We start from the raw sequence: 3787 nt of genomic DNA, 5'->3' as shown, positions 1-3787 counted from the left end.
CCTGCACCGCCACCAACGAACCAGCCGTGACAGGGGCGGCGTCAGCCTGCCCGATCGGACCAGCGAACACACCACCAGCAAACGCCAGACCAGCAACACCAAGAACACTCTTACGCAACAGCTTCGAGTTCATCACAAGCTCCATTCGGGGGAAGACGCCACCCACAGGGGGATCGAGAGTGACGCAAACGCCGTCAGGCGCTAGAAGACAAAGAAAGGGGAATCCGACGCACACAGGTCCGAGAAGGGGAATCACCGGACCAGGCTTTGCGGCGTCGGGTCAATACACAACCACCCGCCAGCCCGCATCATTCCCCGGCCACCCGGAAGCCTGACCCGGCACCGGAACCAGGTATAACCACCGACCGGGCCAGGTCATTCCGACACCCGCCCGCCACCAATCCGGCGGAGCGAGAATCCGTCGGCCACCCTACGCGGGAGCGAGAATTCGTCCGCGACCTGCCCGGCGCATGCGGTCCTGCGCGGTCAGCCACCCGATTACAACGCCCCGACCCCACCCCGGATTCCACCCAACCCCCACCCACCCGCATCCGATAACCGGACATTCGACGCAGCAGGCGGAGGTTGGCACATCCGTCGCGGCTGCCGTACCGCCGCGCGGGTTCGGCCAGGCCGGTAGGGGGCGTCGGACGGTCCGGGAGAGCGGCGTTTCGGCAGGTGGACCAAAGTCGTGGGTCCGGTATGGGATGGGCTGGGGTTACCCTGACAGCATGCAGGCGGTCTCCCCCACCACGTCCGGCGTGGCCTTTCTGGCCCGACCCGGGCGCCCCACGCTGGTGACCGGGACGTTGACCGAGCTGCGCGGGCCCACCCGGGGCGTGGTCGAGCTACCGGTACGCCTGATGTGGTGCGCCGACCGCGCCTTCGACCTGGCCGACCCCGACCAGGTGCTCTGGTTGTACGAAAACGTCCTGCGGGAGACCACCAACGTCGACGACCTGCGCAGTCTCGTCGACGGCCGGACGTTGCGGCGCGTGTGGCGACAGTTGAACCTGCCACGGGGCGTACGGCTGGCCTGGGAGACCCGGCATCGGGGTCTCCGATCGGCGTGACCGGCCCGCACCCGCACGAGTTCTATCGCGAGGTGGCCCGGGTGGCGCTGGACGTCGCCGGGCCGCACCGCTTCGTCCTCGGCGGCGGGGTCGCGTGGGCGGCGTACGGGCTGGTCACCCGACCCACCGAGGACGTCGACCTGTTCGCGGACGTGGAGGGCGCGGCGGCGGCGGCTGCGGCCGGGGTACGGGCGGCGCTGGAGGCGGCCGGGTTCGAGGTGGTCGACGCGGACCCGGACAGTGACCTCGGCGGCCTGTTCGAGGGCTTCGACCGGGACATGCGGGACTTCGTGGTCGCCCGGGACGGCCGGCAGATCCGGCTCAGCCTGGCCCGGCTGGACCGGCACCGCAGTCCGGTGGTGATGGAGTTCGGGCCGGTGATGGACGTGCGCGATCTGATCGCCAACAAGACCGCCGCCCTGGTCAACCGGCGGGAGGTACGCGACTACATCGACGTCGCCTCCGCGTTGGAACACCGGTCCGTCGGCGAACTGTTGGCGTTGGCCCGGCAACTCGACCCGGCCCTCGACGACGAGGACGTACGCGAGGCCGGGCACTACCTCGACCGAATCCCGGACGGGCGGTTCGCCCGGTACGGGCTCGGCCCGGCCGACATCGCCCGGATCCGCCGACACCTGGCCGCCTGGCCCCGCTGACCCACCCGGCGGCGGCGCGTCCACGCCCAGCGGGGCGGACGGGCGGGCACCGCCGCGCGACCGTGCCAGCGGGACGACGGCGGTGGTGGCTTGTGCGTTAGGAAGGGTCCCCTGCTATGCACGAGGCGTTAGCAGGGGACCCTTCCTTGCGTCCTCACTTGGTGAAGCGACCACCCGTAACGCCGAGGATCTCGCCAGTGACGTAGCTCGACTCCTGCGAGGCGAAGAAGACGAACGCGGGAGCCAACTCAGCGGGCTGACCGGCCCGGCCGACCGGCGTGTCCTGACCGAACTGCTCCACCTTCTCCTTCGGCATGGTCGCCGGGATCAACGGGGTCCAGATCGGGCCCGGCGCGACCGCGTTCACCCGGATGCCCCGGTCCACCACGTCGGCGGCGAGCGCCTTGGTGAAGTTCGCGATCGCCGCCTTGGTGGTGGCGTAGTCCAGCAACTGCGGCGACGGGTCGAACGCCTGGATCGACGAGGTGTTGATGATCGTCGCGCCGTCGCCCATGTGCGGCAGGGCCGCCTTGCACAGCCAGAACATCGCGTACACGTTGGTCTTGAAGACCCGGTCGAACTGCTCGGTGCTGATGCCCGCGATGCCCTTCTCCTGGGCCATCTGGTACGCCGCGTTGTTGACCAGGATGTCGATGCCGCCGAGGTCGCTCACCGCCCGCTCGATCAACGTCTCGCAGTTGCGTTCGTCGGCGATGTCGCCGCGGATCGCGATCCCCCTCCGGCCGGCGGCCTCGATCAGCCGTACGGTCTCCTGCGCGTCGGCGTCCTCCTCCTCGCCTAGGTACGAGATCAGCACGTCCGCGCCCTCCCGGGCGTAGGCGATCGCCACCGCCCGGCCGATGCCGGAGTCACCGCCGGTGATCAGCGCCTTCTTGCCGTCGAGCTTGCCGGTCCCCCGGTACGTCTTCTCGCCGTGGTCCGGCTCGGGGGCCATGTCGTCGGTCCGCCCCGGCGGCGACTGCTGCTGGCGTGGCTGACCCGACTGCTGGCCGTACTGCTCGGTCGGGTCCTGCGGGGTGTGCTGGTTCTCGCTCACGGGTGTCTCCTCGGTGCGCCGGCTGTTGTCCTCACCGATCGCCCTACCCGCCGTCGGTGGCCGGAAACAGCCGCGCACTGATGAGACTGCTGTGCCTCCCGATGGCCCCTGGGGTGTCGCTTCGGTCGGTGGTGGCTGTCACCACGGCTAGAGCATCCTAGGATCCTGGTAGAAAGGGGATCAGGTGGACGTGCGCGGACGGGGCAGCCGGGCGGCTACCGCCAGGGCCACCCGCACCGGCTTCTGGGCCACCAGCTCGTCGAAACCGGCCCCGCCCCGGCAGAACCGGGTGAACGCCCGCCAGCCGGGCGGCGTCGCGATCGCCGCGTGCAGGATCTCCGGACGTCGGGCGAACGCGGCGAGCAGGCGGTACCCGGCCCGCATCGACGGCACCAGCCGCTGCGTCACCGCCCGCTCGTAGCCGGCCAGATCGTCGTCGGCGACCGCGTCACCGGCCAGCTCACCGGAGCGCAGGGCGTAGCTGATCCCCTCCCGGGTCCAGGGTTCCAGCAGCCCGGCGGCGTCCCCGGCGACCAGCACCCGATCCCGCCGCAGCGGCGAGTCCTCCGCCCGGCACCGCGTCAGGTGCCCCGAGTCGTGCGCCGGACGGATCCCGGCCAGGCCCAGCCGGTCCACGAACCGGCGCAGGTACTCGCGGGTGCGGTCCCCCTCGCCCCGCCCCGCGATCACCCCGACCGTCAACCGGTCGCCTTTGGGGAAGAGCCAGCCGTACGACCCCGGCAGCGGACCCCAGTCGAGCAGCACCCGGTGTCGCCAGCGCTCCTGCTCCGTCGGCGGCACCGGCAACTCCACCTCCAATCCGAGATCCACCTGCCGGTACCGCACCCCGACATGTCGGCCACTGACCCCCGAGGAGCCGTCGGCACCGACCACGGTCCGGGCCAGCACCGTGTCGCCGTCGGCCAGCCGCAGGCGTACGACCTCGGGGGTCTGGTCGAGCGCGCGGACCGCGACCCGCTCGCGGACCTCGGCGCCTGTCT

General features: G+C 71.0%; 4 protein-coding genes. 2 read left to right on the top strand and 2 right to left on the bottom strand.

Annotated elements, in window-relative coordinates:
- The first annotated feature begins 731 nt into the window (after nt 1-731).
- A complete protein-coding gene (locus EYA84_RS28455; protein ID WP_131057016.1) occupies nt 732-1073 on the top strand; it encodes a hypothetical protein in 342 nt (113 codons plus the stop codon).
- On the top strand, nt 1070-1729 hold the full coding sequence (locus EYA84_RS28450) for a nucleotidyl transferase AbiEii/AbiGii toxin family protein (RefSeq protein WP_236146007.1): 660 nt from the start codon (nt 1070-1072) through the stop codon (nt 1727-1729). The genes EYA84_RS28455 and EYA84_RS28450 overlap by 4 nt, the downstream gene beginning before the upstream one ends.
- 154 nt (nt 1730-1883) lie before the next feature.
- Here the strand turns inward: EYA84_RS28450 and EYA84_RS28445 are convergent, their stop codons facing one another.
- Nucleotides 1884-2786, bottom strand: a complete 903-nt coding sequence (locus EYA84_RS28445; protein ID WP_131057014.1) for an SDR family oxidoreductase — start codon at nt 2784-2786, stop codon at nt 1884-1886.
- A gap of 180 nt (nt 2787-2966) precedes the next feature.
- The coding region (locus EYA84_RS28440) for an FAD-dependent monooxygenase (RefSeq protein ID WP_131057013.1) at nt 2967-3787 on the bottom strand (821 nt) is incomplete at its 5' end.

Origin of the sequence: Verrucosispora sp. SN26_14.1 (genome assembly GCF_004307965.1) — a bacterium.
GTDB lineage: Bacteria > Actinomycetota > Actinomycetes > Mycobacteriales > Micromonosporaceae > Micromonospora.
This window is presented reverse-complemented; position numbering and strand designations above follow the sequence as displayed.

Excerpts from the sequence above, each read along its gene's own strand:
- EYA84_RS28455 (WP_131057016.1), top strand. The coding sequence starts at position 732 with ATGCAGGCGGTCTCCCCCACCACGTCCGGCGTGGCCTTTCTGGCCCGA.